This window comes from Gilvibacter sp. CC01, from assembly GCF_055755295.1.
The window spans coordinates 1224235-1248900 of the sequence record NZ_CM146909.1 but is presented as its reverse complement, the minus strand read 5'-3'; the positions used below and the strand labels follow the sequence as shown (position 1 = coordinate 1248900).

Sequence of the window (24666 nt, the reverse complement as noted above, 5' to 3'; positions counted from 1 at the left end):
TGCTTAACTTGACATCATGATCGCAAGACTTCAAATAGGGGAGCGCGAGCTCGCCATTGATCTGGATAAGCCTTTGGATATTTCTATTCCGATGCGCTCCGGAGCCGATAATCCGAATGCTTGGTATGTAGGCCATCCGGAGTTCAAACCAGTAAAGCTGGACGATTGGGAAGGAGCTGTACGAGCTGGGGCAGCGGTAAATTTTACCAGCATGCATATTATTCCTCATGCCCACGGAACTCATACAGAATCGCTAGGGCATATCACGGCAGAGCAACATTCGGTGAACCAGAGTTTTCACCGCTACTTTTACTTGGCTCAGGTGATTAGTGTAAATCCCGAATCTAAAAATGGTGATGCTTTGATCGGTAGTCATCAGCTGCAAGATCATTTAAAGGAGGTAGAAGCCGTAGTGATAAGAACGCTGCCTAACGATAAGGATAAACTCAGCAAACAATATTCGCACTCCAATTGGCCTTATTTGACTAGAGAGGCTGCAGCCATGCTCTGTCGTAAAGGAGTACAGCATTTACTTATTGACACCCCTTCTGTAGATCGTGAGGAGGACGAAGGTAAGTTGGCAGCGCATCGCGCTTTTTGGGATATGGATGGCATGCCTAGAGAACATGCGACCATTACCGAATTTATTTTTGTGGAAGATCAGATCCAAGACGGCCAGTACGTGCTGGAGTTGCAATTGCCCAATATAGTGAGCGATGCCGTACCGAGCAGACCTGTCTTGTACCGGATAATAAGTGTGGAATGATTCGAGCGATTCTCTTTTGCCTTATTTTTTTTGGTCATAACGCCGCTCTTAAGGCACAAGAAGACTTTGCCCGGGTTGATGCAGTAATTCAGTTATACCCTGCCCAAGCCCAATCCGCAGAACAACTCGCAGCTTTCATCAATAGAGACTTCACCTCAGAGGCCGATAAACTCCGTGCCATTTACGGCTGGATCATCAACAATATTGCCTACGACCCAGCAGAGTATAAGGCCCTAGATTACAGCTTCACCACCGTAGCCGAGCGAAACAAGAAACAAGAGAAGTTCAGAGAGCAGCTCATAACTCGCGTTTTGGAGAAACGAGTCGCGGTCTGCGAAGGGTATTCGTACCTCTTCGAACGGCTGTGTGAATTGACCGGAGTGCAGTCGTATTTGGTGCGTGGTGATTCCAAAGCTTCCTTAGATGATATAGCGCGCTCCTTCGATGTAAATCATATGTGGAACGTAGCTTATATTTCGGGACAGGCCAATCTTTTTGATCCCACTTGGGGAGCAGGACGGTATACGGACCGGTTCATTAAAGATCCTACCTATCGTTTCTTTAGGGCAGATCCGCAGCATTTTAGTTATTCCCATTTTCCGCAGTTGCAAGAAGATCAATTGCTTGAATTTCCTTTAGACCGAGCTGTTTTTGAGCGTATGCCGATCATAGTAGACGAAGCCATTAGAGATTTTGCCTTGCTGTCGCCCAAAGAAGCCGTACTACAAAGCACCAATAGTTCTGGGAGATGGTTCTTTAGCCTCCCGGTCCCGAAAGGTCTCACTGTGAGTTTGAGTGTGGATGGCGGCGGAACTAAACCTGTAAAGACCACTTGGAACAAAGAAACTGCTACCCAAGATTTCGAAATGGAGATTCCGTTGGGGGCAAAATTTTTAATTGTGCATTTGGACGAGCGCCCGGGTGTTGTTTATTTGATCGATTAGCATGCACATAGAAGATTTTAGAAATTACTGCTTAGCTAAAAAAGGAGTGACCGAATCGTTTCCGTTTGATGAGCATACCTTGGTCTTTAAAGTAATGGGTAAGATGTTTGCCTTATCTGGATTAGAACGCTTACCAGCTCAGGCCAATCTTAAGTGTGACCCAGACAGAAGTGTGGAGCTCCGTTCACAATATGATGGCCTCATACTTGCTGGGTATCACATGAGCAAGTTGCATTGGAATACGGTACTAATAGATTCCGGTTTGCCTCCCAATTTAATCACGGAGCTGATAGATCATTCTTATGACCTAGTGGTGGCCAAGTTTAGTAGGAAACTCCGTTTAGCGTGGGAATCGCTTTGAGTTTTCGGTAAGTGCTAGGCGAGCTGCCTTGATATTTTTTAAACTGACGGTTAAAGTTGGCTATAGAGTTGTATCCACAGCGCTCTGCAATGGCCGGCATTTCCATTTCTAGATCTTGGATCAAGAGGTTACTAGCAGCTTCACAACGGATCTCATTTAAGAACTGCACATAAGATTTCCCCGTTCGTTTTTTAAAATACTTGCAAAAAGAGGATGGGGTTAAGGCGATCTTATCTGCTACCTGCTCAATATAAACGGGTTCTCTATAATGATTCATGGTGTACTCAATAATCTTACTCATCCGGTCAGAGTCTTCTCCGCGGTAATTCTTAGGCTGCCCTAGCTCGCTTATAGTTTGTATTTTTTGGTTGGAAAGAGCAGCAAGTAGGGCAATGAATTGCTGAAAGCGTGCTGCGGACTTTGCCTGTGACAGCGCTTCAAATTGGTTGAAAATACCCAGATCAATATCGCTCAAATACCAACCACTACTTTCAGACTTAAAGCTATTTTGTAAACTACTTATCTCTGGAGTGACTTCACAGATACTTGCCAGCCATTCTTCCAGAAAGAATACAGATATGCGTTCAAAAACTTGCCCTTTAATAGGTTCGCATCTAAACAGATGCGGCTGTCTTCCGCGTACACAAATCAGACTATAGGGTGCAAAAGGTATTAATGTGTTTCCACAGAAAAGTGTTCCGCTACCATTAATTATAAGACTTAATTGTGTTTCTGGATGTTGATGTAAATGCTTATAAAACTGCAATTCACGATCGTGCTGTACCGTAATGGAAGCCGTTTCAGATTTTGGAATCGTAAAAGGTAAGACTTTAGAACCGATCATTTATTGTCTATATTTTTAACATAGTTAATCAAAACTAGACAAAATAGTATTAATAATGGAAAATTTATTCAAAAGCTATGCAGGCTTTAGGTCGTATTTTTGACACTATAAAAACCATTTCAATATGAAAGTAGCATGGCAAGGCGTAATGCCAGCAGTGACCACAAAGTTTACACAACAAGACGAGTTGGATTTGCCGTTATTTGCAAAGAACATTCAGGCTCAAGTAGATGCAGGTGTCCATGGAATAGTTCTGGGAGGTACCTTAGGGGAGGCTAGTACACTCTCTGTCGAGGAGAAAAGAACATTAACCAGGCATACTGCTGAGCTGGTAAAAGGAAAAGTTCCTGTGCTTATCAATATTGCCGAGCAAACCACTAAAGGAGCTGTTCTGGCCGCGCAGCAGGCCCAAGAAGATGGTGCTAACGCCCTAATGATGTTACCACCTATGCGTTATAAAGCCGGTCCGAAAGAAACAGTTGAGTACTTTAAAGCGGTAGCCACAAGTACAGACTTACCGATTATGGTTTACAACAACCCGGTGGATTATGCCATAGAAGTTACCTTGCCTATGTTTGAATCTTTATTGGAGTGCGATAACATACAGGCCGTTAAAGAGTCCACACGGGATATTTCTAACGTAACTAGAATTAAGAATGCCTTTGGCGATCGTCTTAAGATCATGACTGGGGTGGACACTTTAGCCTTAGAAAGTTTGCTTATGGGTGCCGACGGATGGATAGCAGGTCTGGTCTGTGCATTTCCCAGAGAGACCGTAGCTATTTTTGAATTGCAAAAACAAGGTCGAATTGCCGAGGCTTTAGAAATATATCGCTGGTTTTTACCATTGCTTGAGTTAGATATTAACCCTAAATTAGTTCAAAACATTAAGTTGGCTGAGGTCGCTACCGATTTGGGCTCTGAATATGTACGTGCGCCGCGCTTGCCACTAGCAGGAGCAGAGCGTGATCACGTATTAAAGGTTATAGCAACAGGTCTTGCAAACAGACCAGAGTTGCCAAATTTTTGATCCATGTTGGAAATTAGACCCACTTGCGAGCATTGCAATAAGCCTCTGGCGGTTGATTCTACCGAGGCCATGATCTGCACTTTTGAGTGTACCTTTTGTAAAGCTTGTGTCTCTGGACCTTTGCGGAAAGTTTGTCCCAATTGTGGCGGCGGATTTACTCCAAGACCTATACGCCCAAAGAACACACTTGCAAAGTATCCGCCAAGTGATAAAGTAGTATTTAAACCAGTTGATCTGGAAGCTCATTATAAAAAACACTTCAGTTCATGATAACAGGAAAGAGTTACATAGCCAGTCAGCCCTCGGCTAAGGGAACAAAAACTTTTAGAACTTTTGACCCGCAAAAAAATGCGGACAACCCTTGGACTTTTACCGAGGCCACAGAAGCCGAAGTCGATGACGCAGTTCAAGCGGCAACCCGCGCTTTCGAGTCTTTTCGTTCCAGTAGCGGAAAAGATAGAGCCGCGCTGCTCAATGCCATTGCAGATCAGATCATGAACTTGGGGGACGAACTTATTGAAACCTACTGTGCAGAATCTGGTTTGCCTGCTGGTAGGGCCCAAGGAGAACGCGGGCGTACGGTTTTTCAACTGCGGAGTTTTGCAGATCTGGTGGCCGAAGGTTCTTGGGTGGAGGCCAATATAGATACTGGTGACCCGAGTAGAACTCCCGCACCTAAGCCAGACCTAAGAAAAATGAACATTCCCCTAGGTCCGGTGGCCGTCTTTGGCGCTAGTAATTTCCCTTTGGCTTATTCCACTGCGGGCGGTGATACGGCTGCCGCTTTGGCTGCAGGCTGCCCTGTGATCGTAAAATCACATCCCATGCATGCTGGTACTGGCGAGTTAATTGCTCAGGCCATAAGTACTGCAGTCAACCAAAGTGGATTCGATCCGGGGATCTTCTCCAATTTGAACTCTAGCGGTATTGAAGTAGGGACGCAATTGGTTTCTCATCCGGGGATAAAAGCAGTCGGTTTTACAGGTAGTATTAAGGGCGGACGTGCTTTGTTCGATCTTGCTGCCGGTAGAGAAGAACCCATTCCTGTCTTTGCAGAAATGGGAAGCATAAACCCTGTGGTGGCTTTGCCTTCTGCCATGGAAGAAGATGCTACCGGTTGGGCGCAGAAATACGCCGGTTCCATCAATTTGGGTACGGGTCAGTTTTGTACGAATCCTGGGTTGATCTTAGGCTTGGATTCGGATGCTTTCCGCAGTTTTGAGCATCACCTACAACAGGCCTTTGAAGAATTGGCTCCGCAGTGCATGTTACACCCAAAGATCAAACAAGCCTTTGACCAAGGTAAAAGCACCGCAAAAGAACAAGCTGGGACAGCGACCGTTGTGGACGAGACAGCAGTTGTAGCCGCTAATTATGCAAGCCCAATGGTTTTGAAGGTGTCTGGGGGGGAGTTCGTAGAAAACGACCAGTTACACCGAGAAGTCTTTGGTCCTTATTCGCTGCTGGTAAGCTGCAGCTCTAAAGAGGAACTAATAAGCATCATTAAGAATTTAGAAGGTCAATTAACAGGAACAATATTAGCCAGCCCTGCGGATTTATCTGGCGAGCAAGATGTGGTAGAAGCTCTTCAAAACCGCGTAGGTCGCTTGATCTTTAACGGGGTTCCAACAGGGGTTGAGGTTTGTCCATCGATGTTACACGGCGGACCTTATCCAGCATCGACAGATTCCAGATTTTCTGCTGTAGGGATTCATTCCATAAAGCGTTGGGTAAGACCTTTTAGCTTCCAAGATTGGCCGAATGAGCAGCTGCCTCTAGCTTTACAAAATGAGAATCCACTCGGTTTACGTCGTTTAGTTAATAATAAATGGACCCATGAAGCAATTTAGATTTACCCTGCTCGCTGCGAGTTTGACGCTGCTCTTTTTCACGAGTAGTTGCGAAGAATCCCAGAACAATTCTGACCGTTTGGCTGCCTTAATATCGGCCCATGAGAATTACGACAGTTACGATCATAAAGTTTACAAACTCGGCTTGTATACGCCAGAGCGTTACGCCAAAGACGCTGTCTTTGCAGACTCTCTGTTGGTGGAACTAAAAACCTTGGATACTGTAGGTCTAAGTGATTCTGAAAAGATCTCCAAAGAGCTGCTCACCTTTGTGCTTAAAGATAAAGTAGCTTTCAACACCTATAAGCGTTATTTGAATCCTCTGTTGTCTGATTCTGGTTTTCATCTAAATCTGAATTACCGGGTGCGTCCGTTGAACAACTATGCGCAAGTGATCGATTATTTGAACGTGCTCAATGCCATTCCCGATTATGTCGATCAGCATTTTGCGAACCTGCGACAAGGAATAGCAGAAGGACAAGTGCAGGCCGCAGTGATCTTTAAAGGTTATGAGTCTACTTATGACGATCACATAGTCCTCGATTACAAGGACAGTTACTTTTTTTCCCCATTTGAAAACTTACCTGCCGGACTTACAGATACCCAGCGGGATTCGGTTTTGACTGCTGCAGAGTTAGCTGTGGAACAGAATGTAATTCCCCAATTCATCCGAATTAAAAAATTCTTTGAAGAAGAATATTACCCTAATGCACGAGAGGATATCGGGATTTCCAGTCTGCCTGGTGGCGCAGAATTTTATCAAGATCGGATCAATTTCTACACTACTTCGCAGCAGTATACGGCTCAAGATATACACGATATTGGGCTTAAGGAAGTGGCTCGAATCAAGGCCCGGATGGAGCAGATCATAGCTAATCTAGAGTTCGAAGGTTCCTTTGCAGATTTCTTACAGTTCTTAAGAACAGATCCGCAGTTCTATGCCAAGACCCCACGAGAGTTACTCATGATAGCTCGTGATATGGCCAAACGTGCAGACGAGCAATTGCCTCGATTTTTTAAAACCTTACCTAGAAAGCCATATGGAGTTGCCCCTGTGCCTGATGCTATTGCACCCAAGTATACTGGGGGGCGTTATGTAGGTACTTCAAAGAACAGCACCAACCCTGGATATTATTGGGTGAACACCTATGATCTGCCTAGCAGAACCTTGTATACTTTACCTGCCTTAACGGTGCATGAAGCTGTGCCGGGGCATCATTTGCAGGGAGCGCTTAACAACGAATTGGGAGACAGTATCCCACAGTTTAGAAAGAACCTCTATCTGTCTGCCTATGGCGAAGGATGGGGATTATATTCAGAATATCTAGCTGCAGAGATGGGCATGTACACTACCCCTTATGAAGAATTTGGACAGCTCACTTACGAAATGTGGCGCGCCTGTCGTTTGGTGGTCGATACTGGAATTCACGCCTTGGGTTGGACTCGTGATGAAGTGGTGGATTTTATGGCGAGTAATACCGCCTTATCTATTCACGAGGTCAATACCGAGACAGATCGTTACATCTCATGGCCGGGCCAGGCCTTGTCTTATAAGATCGGAGAACTCAAGATCCGAGAACTGCGACAAAAAGCAGAAGAAAGTCTAGGATCGGATTTTGATATTCGCGAATTTCACGAGGTCATACTTGGACAGGGAACAGTAACCTTGGATATTTTAGAACAACGAATCAACGCCTACATTGAGCGCAACAGCAAATAATCACGTTTTTGAGTGCATAGACGGGCACACCTGTGGCAACCCGGTGCGCGTGGTCACTACAGGGCATCCGGAGCTCCAAGGAGCAACAATGGCAGAAAAGCGCTTGCACTTTTTAAAAGAGTTCGATTGGATCCGTAAGGGCCTGATGTTCGAACCCCGAGGCCACGATATGATGAGCGGGAGTTTTTTATATCCTCCGGCAGACCCAAAGAATGACTGCGGAGTACTGTTTATAGAAACCTCAGGCTGCTTACCCATGTGCGGTCACGGTACCATTGGTACGGTGACCATAGCCATAGAAAAGGAACTGATAAAACCCAGAACCCCTGGCGAACTTCGCTTAGAAACACCGGCAGGGCTTGTACAGGTGAAGTACAAAGAGCACTATGGTAAAGTCGAGTGGGTGCAAATCCAAAATGTACCGAGTTTCCTTGCAGCTAGTGGCTTATCAATAGACTGTCCGGACTTGGGCGAAATTAAGGTCGATGTTGCCTACGGAGGTAATTTTTATGCCATAGTAGATCCGCAAGAGAATTACATCGGCTTGGAAGATTTTACTGCCGGGCAGATCATCGCTTTTTCTCAAGTGGTGCGCAAAAGACTCAATGAAAAGTATCCGGATCGGTTTGTCCATCCGGAAGATGCCAATATAAACGGGATCTCCCATATGCAATGGACAGGCAAGACAATTTACAGCAGTTCTCATGGCAGAAATGCGGTGTTCTACGGTGACAAAGCGATAGATCGTTCGCCTTGTGGTACGGGCTCATCTGCGCGCTTGGCACAATTACATGCTAAGGGTATACTAGCCCAAGACCAAGAGTTTATTCACGAGAGCTTTATTGGCTCTACCTTTAATTGTAAAATTGTAGGAACCACCAAAGTGGGGCAGTATGATGCGATAATTCCGCAGATTCGTGGCTGGGCCAAGATCTACGGACAGAATACCATCAGTATTGATCCTACTGATGATCCCTACGCTTATGGATTTCAAGTAATATGAGCAAAGAAGTTCTAGTTATTGGAGGAGGAATTGTAGGGCTGTGTTGTGCCTACTATTTAAAGCAAGAAGGGCACCAGGTTCGTGTGATCGATAAGTCTAAGATGGATCAAGGGGCCTCTTATGTCAATGCGGGTTACTTAACGCCGAGTCATATCATTCCTTTGGCTGCTCCCGGGGTGATGAAAAAAGGCCTTAAGTGGATGTTCAATTCGTCAAGTCCACTTTTTATAAAGCCCCGATTGGAAGCCGATTTTATAAAATGGACCTTGGCTTTCAACCGCTCTTGTTCGCAAGCAAATGTTGACCGATCTGTCCGCGCTATTCGCGATATAAACCTGCTCAGTCGGGAGTTGTTTCCCGAGCTGAAATCCGCAGAAGATTTCAATTTCCAACTGGAGCGCAAGGGGCTCATCATGCTGTGTCAGACGCAAAAGATGCTCGATGCCGAACTGGAAGTAGCCAACTTAGCTGCAAAAGAAGGCCTGGAGGTCGCTCCGGTAACGCGAGAAGAGATCATTGCGATGGAGCCTGATGTAAAGATTGATACCATAGGTGGGGTACATTTTGGTTGTGACGGACACACCACACCCAACCAGTTGATGGCAGAGCTAAAGAATCGATTGCCGCAATTAGGCGTTGAAATTCAAACTCAAGAAGAGGTGCAACGCCTAGAAACCCAAGGCGATCGAATTGTCAAAGTTGTGACCAATAAAGACACCTATGCAACAGATGAGGTTGTCCTGGCTTCCGGAAGTTGGAGCGCTAAACTAGCGAAACAATTAGGTATAAAAATGCTCTTGGAGGCAGGGAAAGGCTATCGTATAAATTCGACCAGAGACCTAGGAATTAAGATGCCTGCTATACTCTGTGAGTCAAAGGTAGCCGTTACTCCCATGGATGGTTTTACGCGTTTTGCAGGGACCATGGAGATCGCAGGAATCAATCACAAGATTCGTCCAGAAAGGGTGGAGGCTATTGCCAAGGCAGCTACGAAATACTATCCTGATGTTGCTTTAACACAGGCTGAGAAAGCTGAGGCTGCCTGCGGATTGCGCCCTGTCTCACCAGATGGAATGGCATATATAGGCCGTTCAGGTAAATGTTCAAACTTGGTCTTGGCTACTGGTCATGCCATGATGGGTTGGAGTATGGGGCCTGCAACAGGGAAACTAGTTTCAGAACTGATCTCTGACAAGAAGACCTCAATGGATCTGTCGCCCTTTAATCCTGATAGGAAGTTTTAAGGATCGTAGCGCATATTGAGCAAGTGTGGCTTGAACCCAGCTTTTTCATAAGCCCTTATCGCCGCTGCATTCACCGAATAGACATCTAGGCGAATTTCTGTTAAGTCTCGGGCTTTACACCAAGCAATTAAAGCCTCTGTGACCATGCCGTTATAACCGTTGCCACGGTGCTTTTCTGGCACGAACATAAAACCCAAATAGCCGTAATGGGTATGTTTTAGATACTTGCGGTCTTCTAAGATCTTGGCGTAGCCAGAGGCGACTATATCGCCATCTAATTCTGCGACTAAAAGGGTTGAGTTTGGTCCATCAATTAAGGGTTTGAACTCGTAATAGCTAGTAGTGCTTGGATGAATGGTAGGGTCCATGGGCAACTCCGCAGCGATCAATCCCATTTTAAAGGTTTGCAGGACTTCCATATCCTCATAAGTAGCTTTGCGAATGCGCGGTTTCATCTAACAAGACATATCTGCAACGATCTTCCATTGCCCGTTGATCTTTCTAAATACTACCAAAAACACCCCATTGGCATCGCCTACATTGCGGTTTAAATGGTAACGGCCCATAACGGTATAAGAGTCAGTTCCGGCAGGGCTCACATCGTCTATGGTAAATTTAAGTGTCCCTGAATGGTCTGCAGTTGGATAGCTCTTTTTATAGCGATCTAAAGTGGCTTGCCATCCTTTTACCAAGCCTCCGCTGCCATAGAATTTCAAGGAATCACTCTTCCAATATCCCGCCATAAAGCCCTCTAGGTCGTGGGCAGACCAAGCCTTAGATTGATCGTCCATGACCTGTATAATGGCCGCTTTGTCAGTTTCTTCTTGAGTTTGGCTCAATCCGGTTTGGGAAAAGAACAGCAGCCCCAATCCTAATATTAGATAGCTAAGCTTCATAATCTTGCATTTTGTTTTCGCTGAATACTTTAGAAAGATAAGATAAAAGTTGCTCTGCATTGTGCGGGCTAAATACCATGGGTGGTTTTATTTTGATCACGTTGTCGTCCGGGCCATCTACAGACATTAAAAAACCGTAATACTTCATGCGGTTGGCCAGGTATTTGGCCTGTGCTGTAAGGGGTTTTAAGTTGGAGTCGCACAGTTCAAAGCCTAAAAAGAAGCCTTTGCCCCGAACATCTGCAATGATAGGATACTCTTTTTGCAAGGCTCTTAGTCCGCTGAGGAGTTGACCGCCAACACTTTGGGCGTTTTGCATGAGATCTTCTTGCTCAATAACGGCCAAGACTGCAGATCCAATGGCGGCAGACACCGGGTTTCCGCCAAAGGTGTTGAAATATTCCATGCCGTTGTTAAAGGCTGCGGCTACCTCCGCAGTACAAACTACTGCCGCTACTGGATGCCCATTGCCTAATGGTTTGCCTATGGTCACTATGTCTGGAACCACATCGTATTGCTGAAACCCCCAGAAGCTGTCTCCCAAGCGACCCATACCTACTTGCACCTCGTCTGCTATGCAGAGGCCACCGGCAGCTCTTACTTCTTTGTAAGCTGCTTTTAAAAAGTCAGGAGGTAGTGGTATTTGCCCGCCACAACTAAGTACAGATTCCAAGAGCAGCCCGCCTAGTCTTATTCCTTGACTTTCCATGACCTCAATTTTTCGCCCCAGATCCTCTGCATAGGCTAAGCCTGCTTCGGCTCCGCGGTGATTGCCTCTAAAGGCATCAGGAATTGGAAAAACGTGGGTAGTAGCCGGAGGCTCATAACCTCCTTTTCGCGCGAATTTATAGTGACTCAGATCCACACAGGTTCTGGTGTTGCCGTGGTATCCGCTTTCTGATACCAGCATATGTCTAGACCCTGTCACCGCTTCTGTCATTCTAGCAGCAAGCTCATTGGCCTCACTGCCCGAATTCACAAAATGCACTACACAAAGCTCCTTAGGAAAGGTCTTTAACAGGTCTTCTGCAAACTTGATCACATTCTTATGCAAATAGCGGGTGTTGGTATTCAAGGCTGCCATTTGTTTTTGAGCAGCCTCCACTACCTGCGGATGTTCGTGCCCAACATGAGCAACATTGTTTACGGTGTCTATGTATTTGCGTCCCCAGGAATCTACCAAATAAACGCCCTGTCCGCGAACTATATGCAAGGGGCTGTCATAGGACAAACTCATGCTATAGCCCAAGACCTCTTTCCGTTTTTTTAGCAGTTCGTCGGATTGGTTGTTTTCATCACCATTGAGTTCGGGATCTTTGAAAAACAGATTCGGATCTGGACAAAGGTCCCGCCATATTTCCCGCTGATGTGCATAACAGACCCCCGGAAAATCATCGGTATAATCTAAGAGGTCGAGCATAAATTGATAATGCAAATGAGGCGACCAATTGCCATTTTCGTGAGCGGCTCCAAGCATACCCACTAAACCACCTGCGGCTATGGTGTCCCCCACTTGATGTGCTAAGGCAGTCTCTGGAATCAAGTGTCCGTAGAGCGTGTAAAATTCCAGATCTTCTTCCTTGTGTTTTAGGACCACTAAGCCGCCGTATTCTTTGTTGCCTTGGTCGTTGACAGCAATCACAACTTCTCCTGCATGTAAACTGTGTACAGGGGTTTTAGCGGGCAGCCAAAAATCAACACCCAGATGTACGGTTCTACTTTGTGCGCCGTAGTTGCCCACCGTATCGTAGGCAGGATCGGTATAAAGAGGTCGAGGTTCTTGATAGCCTCCGGCAATGATTTTGTCTGGATTTTTGGCCTGTAATCTTTCGATCTTAAACTCGAACAATTCCAGGTCGTTGAATTCTTCCTGAGTACCTATCCACAAACTAGAGACACTGAGGTCCAGATGTTGTGCTGTTTTAAATCTTGTTGTTGGAAATATGTCGATAAAGCTTCTTTGCTGCTGATTCGCCCAGGTCTCAAAGGCCTGAGTCTGTGGGTGGGCATCATACCCGCATGCCTTTCTAAAACTGTAGTGGGCAAATCTGGGGTGGATGGTGCTCCATATTTTTAGATTCTCCCAAACGGCCTTTTGACTTATTTGCAGGTATTGATTGTCGGGTTCTGCCAAGGCATTGATTTTTCCATGCACTGCGCTTAAAACCAAACGCATACCGATCAAAGTATAGAGGTGCTGTAATTCATCTTCTTGCAGTGGGAATACCTCATGCACTCCTTTTAAAAAAGGGGTGAGGGAATCTAAAGGGTCAGGGAATCCACTGATGAGATACGCGCAACAAACAGCAATTTCGTTAATGGTCTGCCCGTAGCTCGCATCGCCAAAATCTATTAGTCCGTTTATCTGTTCTTTTTTGATATCGACCAGAATGTTATTGTCGTTCAAGTCGTTGTGAATCCATTGTTTTCTCAGTTTTTGATATGCAGCCTTGTCGGCTTTATATCGATCTAAGAAAAATGCCAATAATTGCCTTTCGGCAGTATTGAAGTTGTGGAGTTCGTCTTGGCACCAGTCAGCCTTATTGAGTTCCCACTTCGGATTCAGACTGCAAGCATCCGCATTAAAACTTTGTAGCGCCTCTAAAAGTCCGCCGCTCGCTTTTCCAAGTTCGTATCTGAGTTGTTTTGTATGCGGATTTACGGCAGACCATAACTTTCCAGGAATCCAGCTAATAATGCGTAAGGAGTGTTGGCCACTGTTAAGGGCGATGGTACAATGAGATTCGCCTGTCTTAGTTTCTATTGGAACCGGAACTTTTATTCCGCTGTGCTTTTGGGTGAGATACAAGAGCAGCTCTTGCTCAAATTTGGCTGTATCCTGAGCTGCATTTTCGGGTCCGAGCTTAACTAAAAAGTCTTGCGCATTACTGGTTTTAAAATGATAATTCTGAGTGTATTCTCCGTAGAGCAAGTCTAAGGTTCCATCCAGGCCATAATGGGCCTTTATTTCCTTAAGGATAGCTGCATTTGCAGTTTGGGTCATAGCTTCTTATTTTAGCCGAAATAAAGTTACGTAAACTGTAGTTTTTCAACGGGCCGATTTTTCCACTAATCGTACCCAAATTACCACCTGTCGGCACTAAACGGCGTATTCGTCGAAACTTAAACGGCAAAATTTGTATTATTTAACACTTTTGCATATCCATGATACCCCTATGAAAACATTAGAAATCCTATTACTAGAAGATGATCAAATAGAGATCATGAAGCTAGAAAGGGCTTTTAAAAAACTCAGCACCCAGCACAAGGTGATCCCCGTAAACAACGGCGAGGACGCTTTAGAGTATTTAAAAGATGCCCGCCGTTTACCAGATCTCGTATTTCTAGACCTCAATATGCCGCGATTGAATGGTCTGGAATTTTTGGCGATCCTAAAGAAAGACGATCGCCTTAAATTCTTACCGACAGTTGTACTAACTACTTCGAGTAACAAAAAAGACCTTTTTGCCTGCTATGAGATTGGCGTTGCCGGATACATATTAAAGCCCTTGCAATACCAAGACTATGTAAACCGAATGGGCGCTGTTTTGGCCTATTGGGAAAATAACGAACTCACAAAACCTGTTTTGACGTAACACATCATCCATGAAAGGAATTATATTTACAGAACTTATAGAATTGGTCGAAGAAAAGTTTGGCCTAGAGACCGTAGACTATATCATCGATCAGTCAGATTTACCTTCAGGTGGGGTTTACACCGCTGTTGGAACTTACGATTTTGGAGAGATGCTACAGCTTTTAATGCATCTCAGTGCAAAGACAGGAATAGATGTCGGCACCTTGCAGCGCGTTTTTGCAGAGCATTTCTTTCAGGTCATTAAAAGAGAATACCCTTCTTTTTTGGAATTGTACAAGGATCCTATCGAAATGCTTGCTTCTATCGAGAATCACATTCACGTGGAAGTGAGAAAGATCTACCCGGACGCTCAGCTCCCTACTTTTGACATCCAAGAACAAAGTGCGAACCACCTTGTAATGGTTTACAGCTCTTCTAGATCGATGTATAATTTTGGTTTGGGATTGATGGAACAAACCTTTAAACACTTCAACCAAGAAGCGACTATAACCATGGACATGCTTAAAGAAGACGGATCTGAGGTTAAATTCGTAATTTCCAGTAATGGATAACAACGAGCATAGACTCCTTCTAAGAAAACTCGAACGGGAGAAAGCTGCCAGGAAACAGGCAGAAAAGATCCTGGAGGACAAAGCCGCTGAGCTCTATCAGCGCACGGAGCAATTGCACGAGGCCAATGAAAAACTGGAGGTGCTTCTGGGCGAAAGAGATTCCCAGCTCCAAGGAATTTTCGAGAATATAGTCGATGCCTACGTGGTGATGGACTTAGGTGGGAACATCTTGCGAATGAACGAGGCAGCGACCAAACTCTTCGGCTTTGATTATGAGCAGGAAAAGGTCAATGTTACCTCATTGATCTATCCAGAAGATTTTGTCTACGCTATGGAGTCCTTTCAAGTGCTAACAGAGAAAGGATATTTTACCAATTATCAGGCTCGCGTGTTAACCCGTCATCAAGGTGTCCGATGGGTACAGATCAATGCCTCGGTAGTACTAGACAATAAAAAGCGACCCATAGCTGCTCAAGGTATTGTAAGAGACATAACAGAGCAGCTCAACGAAACCAATGCTTTGTCTTTTATTTCTGAAGTTTCTCAATGTATATTAGGAAAAGTTAATCTCATTGAAATAGGTACAGCAATCGCAAAAAGGGTTGCTGACTTTTTGGGCACAAACGATTGTATAGTGTACATTAAGCGTCCGGAGATGAATGCTTTGCAACAAATTTCAGCTGTTGGCGCAAAATTGAATGACTATGGAACTATAGTAAATCCAATAGAAATTCCTCTTGGTAAGGGTATTGTTGGAACGGTTGCAAAATCGGGCATCGGGGAAATTATACCTGATACCACCGCAGATAACAGATATATAGTTGATGATGCGATTAGGCTATCTGAAATTACGGTTCCTATACTATTGAATGGTGAATTAGTTGGAGTTATTGATGCTGAACATCAGTCGAAAAATTATTTTACCGAATTCCAATTGGGAACATTAAATACTGTTTCTAATTTGGTTGCATTGCAATTGAATTCGGCTTTAGATTTTGAAGCACGCAAAAAAAGTGAAATGCGCAATGTAAAATTGTTGCGACAACTTGAAAGGTCTAACAACGAACTCAGTGAATATGCTCATGTAGTATCTCATGACTTGAAGTCTCCATTGCGAAGTATAAATGCACTTACGGCTTGGATACGAGAAGACAACTTCGATACTTTGAACACTAAGTCAAAAGAACATTTTGATCTTTTAGAAAGTACTATAGATAAAATGGAAAAATTAATTTCTAATGTTCTTAAATATGCAGCTATAGATCAAAGCGACGAAGATTTTTCTGTTGTGGACACAGGAGAACTAGTCTGTGATATTGTCAAAACAATATATATTCCGAGTCGCATAGAAGTTCAAATTCCGAAGCGGCTTCCAGTGGTTTTGGCCAGTCGGGTAATGTTGCAACAACTGTTTCAAAACTTGATGGTGAATGCAATTAAATACAACGATAAGGAGAAAGGTTTTGTAAGGATCTGCTCCGAAGATAAAGAAACCTTTTACCAATTCAGTGTGACCGATAATGGACAGGGAATTCCTCCGGAATACCACGAGAAGATATTTAAGATATTTCAATCCCTAAATCCAGACGGTGAATCCAACGGATTAGGACTGGCCTTGGTTAAAAAGGTAGTGGAATTTTACGATGGAGAAGTCTGGTTAGAAAGTACCCCAGGCGAAGGCACGACTTTTTACTTTACCCTAAGCAAGAAAAAATGATATTCGAGAATCCAAATCCCCGCGAGATCGCTCAAGCGATGCAACAAAATGCAGCTCCAGATACATTGTTTGTAGTCATGGTGGCCGAAAACACGCCCTTAGATGTTGCTCAGTTAATGACTGCGCTTAACGAAACAACCTGTCAGTATATTGGTGGGATCTTTCCAAAACTAATCTTTGACGATAAGTTACTAAATCTAGGTGTTATAGTGACTCAGCTCAAGGGGCTACAGAAAATTCACACGGTCCGTGGTTTGGCGGACGTAAGTTATGCCCTTGAAAAGCATCCTGAAGTCTTGGGTAGTGATTATTGTGTATTTGCCTTGGTAGATGGTCTGGCTTCTGGTATCTCCGGATTCCTTTCTGAGCTTTATCGCAGCTATGGAAGTGAAATCCGCTATTTTGGAGGAGGAGCTGGCAGTCTGAGTTTACAACAAGCGCCCTGTATCTTTAGTCGTGAAGGTTTCTTAGAAGATGCCGCTGTTTATTGTTTGCTGAACCAGACCACGCATTTGGGAGTGAAGCACGGTTGGGAAAAGCTGGGGGGTCCTTTTATTGCTACCAAGACCAATGCCAATATAGTCGAAGAGATCAATTGGAAACCTGCCTTTGAGGTTTACAGGGAGCTTGTAGAGGCCGATTCTGGAGCGAGTTTTGACAGTCAAGCATTTTTTGATATTGCCAAAGGATACCCTTTTGGGATGGTACGTGAAGGCTCTGAATGTATTGTTCGCGATCCGATCGCGGTAAATGAGCAAGGCCATTTGATTTGTGTAGGTGAAGTTGCTGAAAACACCTTTTTAAATGTTTTAAAGGGAAAGATTGACCCGCTTATCATAGCAGCTGGACAAGCCGCAGCAGAAGCTGCAGATCAAGCCGGAAAGCCTACCGCGGCTATTATAATTGATTGTATATCGCGAGTACTTTTTTTGGGTGATGACTTTGAGCGCGAAGCAAAAGCAGTTTCTATCGCTTTAAGAAATAAAGAAATTGATCCTACCATTCGTGGTGCGCTTAGTTTAGGAGAAATTTCTTCATTTGGCGAAGGCTTTTTGGAATTTTTTAATAAGACCACTGTAGTGGGACTATTTGAATAGCGATGTCTGGAGGAACTCTACAAACAATTTTTAGTCTTTATGAATTGTCTATGGCAATTGGGAAATCTTTGAATTACCGGGACAATTGCGACCATTTTATGAAAGTGTTTTTAAGCCGCAAGATGCTCAAAGCAGGGTGGATAGTACAGCTACACAATAACAGATTAAGATTGCGATATGCTATACCTGGGCCTTATAGACCCAAGGAAGAAGTTGATATGGATTTTATACACGGTTTATTAAACGAGAATAAACCCGTCTGCGTTTCGGTAAATAAAAGAGTTAAAGATATATGTCCAGTTCCTGTTTCTGGGGGCTTTATAATTGTGTTTCCGATTACAAATGATAGTATTTTATCGGTTCATAGCCCCAGAAATGAGCCTTGGAGTTCAGTAGAGTTAAGGCAGTTGGATCCTATTATCCGTAAATTTGGAGTTTCCCTAAAAGCTTCTGCCGATTACGAAGAACAAAAACTCTTAACAAAAAGATTAGAACGAAATAATAACGATCTTAATGATTATGCTCATATTGTATCTCATGATCTGAAATCACCCTTGCGTAATATTCACAGCTTAGTGCAGTGGATAGAAGAAGACTTAGACAGCGATGAGCCCAAAAAAGCGGCTACCCATATGCCTTACATTTACTCAAGTTTGGAAAAAATGGACAGTTTGATCTCCGGTATTTTGCGATACTCCAATTTGCGAGAATTACAGGAGAGTTTGGTGAAAACAGATCTCAACAAACTCATCGATGAGGTAAAAAGCATGCTGCTAGTACCTTTGGGTGTTCAAATTGTCATTCACGAGATGCCCCAAGTACGTGCAGATCGCTTACGCATGAGTCAAGTCTTTCAGAATTTGATGGATAACGCTTTGACGGCGCTAAAACGCTCTGGAGATTGTCTGGAGGTCGGATATAAAGATCTAGGATCTCATTATGAGTTCTATGTCAAAGACAACGGTCCGGGTATCGCTAAGGCACATCAGGAAAAAGTATTTCAAGTATTCCAAAAGCTCGATGCCGACTCTACTAAAAGTGGTATAGGTCTGGCTATAGTAAGTCGTATCGTAGAAGATCACGGCGGACAGATCAGGTTAGAGAGTCGCGAGGGTGAAGGGGCCGCGTTTTATTTTACCCACCCAAAATAGTACCTTTGATTGCTATGGAGCAGCCTAATCTAGATTACCTTAAAGAGATCTCAGACGGTCAACCGGAAGTGATCGCCCAGTTCGTTGGGATCATTAAAGAGGAATTCCCCGGAGAATTCGAGCAGTATCAGCAGTTAATGAAAGAAAAAGATTGGCAGCACGCGGCTGCAATGGTTCACAAGCTTAAGCATAAAATTAGTATTTTAGGCCTGAAGGAAGGAAGAGCTGTAGCGGTAACACACGAAGATGCCCTAAAAGGAGGTGATTATCAGCACAGTGAAGCTTTTGCTGCCGTATTGAACAAGATAGAAGTATTTTTAAAAGACAAATAATTGCTTATGAAGTGTATTATTATTGATGATGAGGCTACCGCTAGAGCCGTTATTGAACAACTTTGTCAGCAGATAGGTGGTCTTGATGTAGTAGCACAATTTGACAATGCGGTAGCGGCCCTGAAGTATACCAATAAAAGCAAGGTAGATGTAATATTTTTAGACATTCAAATGCCTTCATTTACCGGTTTTGATTTTTTAGACTCTTTAAAAACAGATACACAGGTTGTATTAATTACAAGCAATCCACATTTTGCGCTTGAATCATATAATTATGCGTGTGTTGAAGATTATCTTTTAAAGCCAATAAACTCACAGCGATTCATCAAGACTATCGATAAAATATCGCGAAAGTTAGGTAGGATTAGTATGGAAAATTCTACAGAAGCGATTGAAAAGGATAATGATGTTTTATTTATAAACATTGACCGAAGATTAGTCAAGATTGTGATAGATGAGATTTATCTTATAGAGGCCAACGGTGATTATGTGTTAATAAAAACTTTGAATAAAAACTATTCTGTGCATGTTACAGTCAAGAAATTACTTGAAAAACTTCCGACTAATAAATTTGTTAGAGTTCATCGTGGTTATGTTATAAATATTTCTAAGATTACTGATATTGAAGATAACAGTGTTCTTATTGAGTGCGATGTTATTCCTATATCTAGGTCAAATAGACCAGAATTAATGAGAAAATTAAACTTATTATAGTCACATAAATTTGTCCTATTCTAGGGTGTATATTGATTAAAATAATTTGTGGTTTACTTATTTAATAGAGTTGCTCATCATTGATAAATTGCAAACAGAGTAATGTTTTTATGAAAATGTCCCTAACGATCTCTTTGAAGGTATTGTCTGAGCAATAAACCACAAGAGAATCATATTTGCATACTTATCATTGATTCGAGCATCTCATTTAGCGAACAATTCTCTTTAGTTCGTTAGGACAAATCCCTGTGAGGTATTCTCTTCAAAGCTCGAAACAATTAATTGCCTTTTAATGCCCATTCATCTGTGCAGACTGGTTATTAATCGAAATACCGCGAGTTGAATTATTGCTGAAATCTATCTTTGAGCAATTAACAAAAATTCTGTGCACGTGCCAATCGTTCTAAAAAGCATAGATAATTATGTGCTACTTAAAGGCAGCAGTATACCTTCAAATCAAATAGATGAAATTATTCAGTTCATCACTAAGAAGCAGGAGGTAGTTGGAAATTTAAATATAACAGTTGAAAAGAATTTTTTTAATTGTAATGGCACATTACGGCGATTTGAGCAATGCTTGGAGAATAAAGCCATTGTATCGATAATTTAGTAAACCAAACCTTGGGTTAAAGGTATCATCTTATTTTTGTTTGATTCGTGTTAATGGATTAAGATGCGTTAGTGATTCTATAAGGTGTGCCTAGGTCTATGCGGGGCAATAATAGCGTTAGATAACAACCCAAGGTTTTTACTAAATTATAATATGTCATTTCTTTTGGACTTTTTTGATATTCTAAAATTTAAAAGTCAAGTTTATAGCTTCTAACTATTTAAGGTTCGTAGCTGTAGTACCAGTTTAAGTGTGATTTAAAAGTTCCAAAAGAGTATTCTTAATAAAAACATATTTTATTTCATGCGCAGTACCATTATAATCTATTGCAGAAATCAAGAAGGCTTGATTGATAAAATTCCATTCGGAAGGTTTTTAGATGAAAATTCAAATTACAGTTTTTGTTTTGTCAACGACGGCAGTGATGATGCTACAATAACTGTAATTTGAATTTTCATCGAAAGACATTACAAGGAACAAGTAAAGGTGTTATATTCCAAAAAGTGCCTGGGCTACTATCATGCCTTACAATTGGGATTGAGATTTGTCCTTAAAAACAATGAATTTGATTATATAGGATTGCTGAAGACAGAGCTTAGCATCGAGTTGATGGATTTTGGTTTTCTTGAAAAAGAAATAATTAATAGTACAGAATTGGTAAGAGTAAACAATATTTACGATTTTAACGGTTCTCGCAAAAAAGGTGTTCGGGGTATCGTATATAAACTATTAAAGAATCTAGAGCATTCTAATTCATAAAGCAGAAATAAATAAACCCTCTACGTTCTTAAGCGTAGCGGCGATCCTGTGGTTAATATCTTTTCCTAAAATTTGGAGCTAGATCTAAAGGCTAGCCTTCAGATTCCAGGCCGACTACTAAGTATTTACTTAGCCTACAACAACTTTACTTTGGTAGAATCCAATACTGTTCAGCTGCAGTGGGATCAATCTATCAATACCTTTGGATTGGGCGAGATCAGCATCGCTGCCTAATCACAACAGACGTTTTTGTTTTTCAAAGAATGCATCGGCCTGTAACTGCATAAGTTCGCGGGCCTTTTTTCTTTTGTAGTCGTAGGCTTCTTGCTCTTCGGCTATATCTCCATAGACACGATTGTTAAGCGCCAGGTCTGTGCTCAATAGTATCTTTCGCTGTTCTTTTTGCTGCGCTGCCCAGGAGGCAATAGCGCCTTCTTGTTCCTCGAGTTTATGATCATAGGGCCCTCTGGGAGAAAGCAATTTTGCGAAGATCGGTGAAGTTTCTACCGCAAGGAATAGTAAGAATATAAAGAATGATGGCAACCACGGAAGCTTCTCTAGAGCATTTACACGAGCCATAAGGCCGTCAAAGCCCTCAATTACCGGTTGGGTCTCAGTGACCTTATTGTCGTATTGAGTTTCTAAGGCAGTGATCTGTGTTTCCAGATCGGCAATTTTAGCGGCATTGGTAGTTCGCAGCTCGGTCAAAGCAGCCAATTCTGCATCGTGTTTTTCACGCTTTTCCTTGTATACTGGCCCTTTGCCAACCAGCTCGGTACCGGCACGCCCTTCTGCTTCTGCTATATAAGTTTCATAAAGCGCATTGACGCTAGTTTCCTTACTGACAACTTCTTGCTTCAGGGTCTCAATTTGCCCGTTGAGTTCGGCTATCTTGGGCTGATATTGCAAAGCGATCTGATCTTGATTGTCCAAGGTCATTTGATTCTTTTCTTCTAATAAGACCTGATCTATCTCCTTTTCGAAGATCTTGAGCTCTAAGGGTTTTGCAATGACCACGGCGATGATCACAGCCAGAATGAGTCTGGGCGTGGCCTGAACCAATTCGTCCCAGAAATTTCCACGTTTCTTTATGGTCGATACGATGAATCTATCCAGATTAAAGATGAGCAAGCCCCAAACCAATCCAAAGGCCACGGCAATGCCATAATTGTCAAATACGGTGTAAAGCGCATAGGTTGCTGCAATGGCAGCCATAACTGCGGTAAAGAAGACTGTGGCACCTATTCCTGCATATTTGGTGCGCTCCCCGGGAGCACATTGGTCTAAGATGTCCGTATCTGCTCCGGAGCAGAAAATGAAAAATGATTGTAACATGATTGATGAATTAAAGTGTTCGCCGCAGTAGTGGACTGCATCCGAGAATATTAGAACGCAATTTGTATGCTTTTGTTACATAATAAAGCATTAAAAAAGCCTCGATAAATCGAGGCTTTCATTCATTTGTGGATTAGGTCTACTGTTTCATCAGCACTTTAGGCGGATTGTTATCTACCTTTTCCACATCGATATAGTTGATCTTATCGGCCTTTACCAAAGCGAGTGCTTTTTCTGCGGATATCTTATTGCCGTCCAGATAGAAACTGGCGCCTTGAGCTATAAGATCCTTGATGGCCTCTATAGGCTTTTTTGGTGGTGGTGGAGGCGGAGGAAGCGAAGTATCTGGAGTTTCTACCACTTCAATGATAATGACTTCATCTTCCGGATCGCTGCTGTTTAGTTTGGCTTTGCGCTTTACCTTGGTTTGCACATTTTCTACCTCAATGATTTCTTCAAGCTCTTCTTCAACTTCTTCCACCTCTTCTATTTCAACCAATTTGTATTTAAGGTTTTGTGCATCGCGAACTTCTATTTCTACTTCTTCCACAACCGGAGTTGGTGGAGCTGGTGGTGGTGGCGGCGGTGGAGGAATGATCCCATATTGATAACGCTCCGGGTTGGCCTTGTAAAAGTCAGTTTCTTTAAAAATTTGGTTTAGCTTGTTCATAAAACCTTCGTCTGCATTTTTGATACGCAGGTCTAAGCTAGAATTCTCAAAATCGTTCTCATTCCAATTGCGAGTAGCGGCATTTACTGCTTTTTTAAAGTCGCGCAAGCTCGTTTTGGTTCCGTTTACATACACGGTTTTGCCTTGTATGTTGATACGCAGTTCTTCGTTGGTGTCAAAGACCTCGGTTGTGTTGTAATTTAAACTGGTTCCTGATGTTTCCGTGATTGGGATTTCTTCCTCCAACAATATTTCTTTAGTGGTGCTAAAGCTGTAGAGTAGAATTGCGAGTAAGGGCAGCAGTAATAGGCTTTTTGCCCATTGGATCCTCTTGGGTGATGAATTCTTCATGAGTGTGAATCGTTTTTTGATAGATGAATAATTAATGGCACTGGCCAAGTCCGGACAGGTCCTCGGGTTCAAATAGGCCAGTAAAGTATTTTGATATTGACTCTTGGGCACGCCTGTATTTAGAACAGCCTCATCTGCCAAGAATTCGTGATTGAGTAAAATGCTGTGTTTTAAAAGGTAGACCAATGGGTTGAACCAAAAGACCACTTGTAGCGCTTCTGCCAGTAACACATCGGCGCTGTGCAATTGCTGCGCATGGGCTTGTTCGTGTAGCAATACTTCCTTGGGAATTGCCCGCTGTGCGAAGCGTTTGCTGTTTACGAAAATGTATTTAAAAAAGGTGTGTGGTTGTACTGGCCTTGCGAGTAATACATAGAACAAAGGTCTTTGTGATTGCTTCGGATGGGCCCAAATACGTCTCAATAATTTGCCGAGATTCCACACAAAACGCACTGCGAATACAGCAAAGCCTAGCCAGTAGATAGTCCAAATAAGGGAGACATAATCTAAAGTAGACCAAAATCCTGTGGCAGTGGAAGTACCTTCTGCAGCCGATATAATTACAGTAGCTGCATCGGCATCCGCAGTGATATATGTTGTAAATGTTACTAAGGGAATCAAGGCCCCAAGGACCAATCCGCCTAGAAGGTACCAACGCTTAAGCTGGTGCATGCTTTCCCGCTCTAAGAGCAGCTTGTAGAAGCCGTAAAGCAAGGCCCAGCAGGCCGCCGATTTTAAAACGTAGAGTTCCATGATCATTTGTTTTTGATCTCGCGATCGATAAGACTTCTTAATGATTCCAATTCTTCTTTGCTGAGGTCAGTTTCCTTGGCAAAGAAAGAGGCAAATTGCGCAGCAGAATTGTCAAAGAAATTCTGGATCATTCCTCGCATCTGTTTAGAGAAATAAGACTCCTTGGCCACTAGCGGATAATATTCTCGGGCACGCCCAATTTGAGTATAATCTACAAAGCCCTTATCGCGCATGCGTTTTAAAAGGGTAGCTATAGTGGTTTGTGCAGGTTTTGGGTCCGGATAAGCGGCTATAAGATCGTTCATATAGGCTTTTTCCTGCTCCCAAAGGATCTGCATGAGTTGTTCTTCTGATTTTGATAAGGACATAC

General features: G+C 43.1%; 24 protein-coding genes. 17 read left to right on the top strand and 7 right to left on the bottom strand.

Annotated features, from left to right (window positions below):
* Positions 1-16: 16 nt before the first annotated feature.
* From AC0J2F_RS05875 to AC0J2F_RS05865, 3 genes are read left to right on the top strand one after another with little or no spacing between them, the layout of a single operon-like run.
* The gene (locus AC0J2F_RS05875) at positions 17-766 is read left to right on the top strand and encodes a cyclase family protein (RefSeq protein ID WP_473009237.1); all 750 of its coding nucleotides are present in this window, start codon (positions 17-19) and stop codon (positions 764-766) included.
* Positions 763-1710, top strand: coding sequence for a transglutaminase domain-containing protein (locus AC0J2F_RS05870; RefSeq protein ID WP_473009236.1), 948 nt, complete (start codon positions 763-765; stop codon positions 1708-1710). Before AC0J2F_RS05875 ends, AC0J2F_RS05870 begins: the two co-directional genes overlap by 4 nt.
* A gap of 1 nt (position 1711) precedes the next feature.
* Positions 1712-2071 carry an MmcQ/YjbR family DNA-binding protein gene (locus AC0J2F_RS05865; RefSeq protein ID WP_374959612.1) on the top strand — a complete coding sequence of 120 codons (360 nt, stop codon included), beginning with the start codon at positions 1712-1714 and terminating at the stop codon, positions 2069-2071.
* Here the strand turns inward: AC0J2F_RS05865 and AC0J2F_RS05860 are convergent.
* On the bottom strand, positions 2034-2915 hold the full coding sequence (locus AC0J2F_RS05860) for a helix-turn-helix domain-containing protein (RefSeq protein WP_473009235.1): 882 nt from the start codon (positions 2913-2915) through the stop codon (positions 2034-2036). The two genes, AC0J2F_RS05865 and AC0J2F_RS05860, sit on opposite strands and share 38 nt — an antisense overlap.
* Before the next feature lie 124 nt (positions 2916-3039).
* Here AC0J2F_RS05860 and AC0J2F_RS05855 point away from each other — a divergent pair, with 124 nt between their 5' ends.
* Genes AC0J2F_RS05855 through AC0J2F_RS05830 form a run of 6 tightly spaced genes read left to right on the top strand, consistent with a single transcriptional unit; the run spans position 3040 to position 9762 of the window.
* The gene (locus tag AC0J2F_RS05855; protein WP_473009234.1) at positions 3040-3945 is read left to right on the top strand and encodes a dihydrodipicolinate synthase family protein; all 906 of its coding nucleotides are present in this window, start codon (positions 3040-3042) and stop codon (positions 3943-3945) included.
* A 3-nt stretch (positions 3946-3948) separates the two neighbouring features.
* Positions 3949-4215: a DUF1272 domain-containing protein gene (locus AC0J2F_RS05850; RefSeq protein WP_473009233.1), complete on the top strand. Its 267-nt coding sequence runs from the start codon at positions 3949-3951 to the stop codon at positions 4213-4215.
* The gene (locus AC0J2F_RS05845) at positions 4212-5795 is read left to right on the top strand and encodes an aldehyde dehydrogenase (NADP(+)) (RefSeq protein ID WP_473009232.1); all 1584 of its coding nucleotides are present in this window, start codon (positions 4212-4214) and stop codon (positions 5793-5795) included. Before AC0J2F_RS05850 ends, AC0J2F_RS05845 begins: the two co-directional genes overlap by 4 nt.
* Positions 5782-7515 (top strand): DUF885 domain-containing protein, encoded by a 1734-nt coding sequence (locus AC0J2F_RS05840; RefSeq protein ID WP_473009231.1) that lies wholly within the window; start codon positions 5782-5784, stop codon positions 7513-7515. Before AC0J2F_RS05845 ends, AC0J2F_RS05840 begins: the two co-directional genes overlap by 14 nt.
* On the top strand, positions 7496-8518 hold the full coding sequence (locus tag AC0J2F_RS05835) for a 4-hydroxyproline epimerase (RefSeq protein WP_473009230.1): 1023 nt from the start codon (positions 7496-7498) through the stop codon (positions 8516-8518). Before AC0J2F_RS05840 ends, AC0J2F_RS05835 begins: the two co-directional genes overlap by 20 nt.
* The gene (locus AC0J2F_RS05830) at positions 8515-9762 is read left to right on the top strand and encodes an NAD(P)/FAD-dependent oxidoreductase (RefSeq protein WP_473009229.1); all 1248 of its coding nucleotides are present in this window, start codon (positions 8515-8517) and stop codon (positions 9760-9762) included. Before AC0J2F_RS05835 ends, AC0J2F_RS05830 begins: the two co-directional genes overlap by 4 nt.
* Here the strand turns inward: AC0J2F_RS05830 and AC0J2F_RS05825 are convergent.
* The 3 genes from AC0J2F_RS05825 to AC0J2F_RS05815 are packed head-to-tail and all read right to left on the bottom strand — an operon-like array spanning position 9759 to position 13662.
* On the bottom strand, positions 9759-10217 hold the full coding sequence (locus AC0J2F_RS05825; RefSeq protein ID WP_473009228.1) for a GNAT family N-acetyltransferase: 459 nt from the start codon (positions 10215-10217) through the stop codon (positions 9759-9761). The two genes, AC0J2F_RS05830 and AC0J2F_RS05825, sit on opposite strands and share 4 nt — an antisense overlap.
* Positions 10218-10658: a YybH family protein gene (locus AC0J2F_RS05820; RefSeq protein ID WP_473009227.1), complete on the bottom strand. Its 441-nt coding sequence runs from the start codon at positions 10656-10658 to the stop codon at positions 10218-10220. It abuts the gene before it with no gap.
* A complete protein-coding gene (locus AC0J2F_RS05815) occupies positions 10648-13662 on the bottom strand; it encodes an aminotransferase class III-fold pyridoxal phosphate-dependent enzyme (RefSeq protein WP_473009226.1) in 3015 nt (1004 codons plus the stop codon). The genes AC0J2F_RS05820 and AC0J2F_RS05815 overlap by 11 nt, the downstream gene beginning before the upstream one ends.
* A gap of 172 nt (positions 13663-13834) precedes the next feature.
* On the opposite strand from AC0J2F_RS05815, the gene AC0J2F_RS05810 reads away from it, so the two are divergent.
* The 8 genes from AC0J2F_RS05810 to AC0J2F_RS05775 all read left to right on the top strand — a co-directional run bounded on the left by AC0J2F_RS05810 (position 13835) and on the right by AC0J2F_RS05775 (position 21421).
* A complete protein-coding gene (locus tag AC0J2F_RS05810) occupies positions 13835-14254 on the top strand; it encodes a response regulator (protein ID WP_374957784.1) in 420 nt (139 codons plus the stop codon).
* 10 nt (positions 14255-14264) lie between these two features.
* Positions 14265-14807, top strand: coding sequence for a heme NO-binding domain-containing protein (locus AC0J2F_RS05805; RefSeq protein WP_374957785.1), 543 nt, complete (start codon positions 14265-14267; stop codon positions 14805-14807).
* On the top strand, positions 14800-16524 hold the full coding sequence (locus AC0J2F_RS05800; protein WP_374957786.1) for a GAF domain-containing sensor histidine kinase: 1725 nt from the start codon (positions 14800-14802) through the stop codon (positions 16522-16524). Before AC0J2F_RS05805 ends, AC0J2F_RS05800 begins: the two co-directional genes overlap by 8 nt.
* Positions 16521-17621, top strand: a complete 1101-nt coding sequence (locus AC0J2F_RS05795; protein ID WP_087524262.1) for an FIST signal transduction protein — start codon at positions 16521-16523, stop codon at positions 17619-17621. Before AC0J2F_RS05800 ends, AC0J2F_RS05795 begins: the two co-directional genes overlap by 4 nt.
* 98 nt (positions 17622-17719) lie before the next feature.
* Positions 17720-18772 carry a sensor histidine kinase gene (locus tag AC0J2F_RS05790; RefSeq protein ID WP_473009225.1) on the top strand — a complete coding sequence of 351 codons (1053 nt, stop codon included), beginning with the start codon at positions 17720-17722 and terminating at the stop codon, positions 18770-18772.
* Positions 18773-18786: 14 nt separating this feature from the next.
* The gene (locus AC0J2F_RS05785; protein WP_087524264.1) at positions 18787-19104 is read left to right on the top strand and encodes an Hpt domain-containing protein; all 318 of its coding nucleotides are present in this window, start codon (positions 18787-18789) and stop codon (positions 19102-19104) included.
* 6 nt (positions 19105-19110) lie between these two features.
* A complete protein-coding gene (locus AC0J2F_RS05780) occupies positions 19111-19818 on the top strand; it encodes a LytR/AlgR family response regulator transcription factor (protein ID WP_473009224.1) in 708 nt (235 codons plus the stop codon).
* A 1441-nt stretch (positions 19819-21259) separates the two neighbouring features.
* On the top strand, positions 21260-21421 hold the full coding sequence (locus AC0J2F_RS05775; protein WP_157663465.1) for a hypothetical protein: 162 nt from the start codon (positions 21260-21262) through the stop codon (positions 21419-21421).
* Here AC0J2F_RS05775 and AC0J2F_RS05770 read toward each other — a convergent pair whose 3' ends face one another.
* From AC0J2F_RS05770 to AC0J2F_RS05760, 3 genes are all read right to left on the bottom strand, one after another.
* A complete protein-coding gene (locus AC0J2F_RS05770; protein ID WP_473009223.1) occupies positions 21422-22522 on the bottom strand; it encodes a DUF4407 domain-containing protein in 1101 nt (366 codons plus the stop codon).
* 139 nt (positions 22523-22661) lie between these two features.
* On the bottom strand, positions 22662-24296 hold the full coding sequence (locus AC0J2F_RS05765) for a M56 family metallopeptidase (RefSeq protein WP_473009222.1): 1635 nt from the start codon (positions 24294-24296) through the stop codon (positions 22662-22664).
* A 2-nt stretch (positions 24297-24298) separates the two neighbouring features.
* Positions 24299-24664: a BlaI/MecI/CopY family transcriptional regulator gene (locus AC0J2F_RS05760; RefSeq protein ID WP_473009221.1), complete on the bottom strand. Its 366-nt coding sequence runs from the start codon at positions 24662-24664 to the stop codon at positions 24299-24301.
* Positions 24665-24666: the final 2 nt, after the last annotated feature.